1 protein-coding gene is annotated in these 290 nt (G+C 74.1%); it reads right to left on the minus strand.

The genetic code is table 11. The features are described 5' to 3' along the window. Positions 1 to 22 precede the first annotated feature (22 nt). Positions 23 to 290: hypothetical protein (locus AC1MIR_RS20090; protein WP_480029959.1), on the minus strand; the 268-nt coding region annotated here is incomplete at its 5' end.

Consider the following 290-nt stretch of genomic DNA (forward strand, 5'->3'; position numbering starts at 1 on the left):
CCGGGCTGCGCCATGCCGTCCATCATCGCACCAGCCTATCAAGCCCCAGGCTGACGCGGTAGGCGAGGCGGAGCCCGACGCTGAAGGCCGCGCCGCCGCCCGCCGCGCCGTGCCAGGCGACGAGGCCGAGCGTCAGGTCGGGCGCGACCGCGCGCTCCACGAAGGCGCCGAGGTCGAGCATCGGCGCATCCGTGTAGGCTTGCCGGTCCTGCGCCTCCAGCATGACGCCCGCGGTCCAGAGCTCGTCGAGCTCGACCGAGAGCACGCCCGCCACGCTCCAGTAGTCGCCG

The sequence above is a fragment of the Falsiroseomonas sp. RANM36 genome (genome assembly GCF_056682175.1).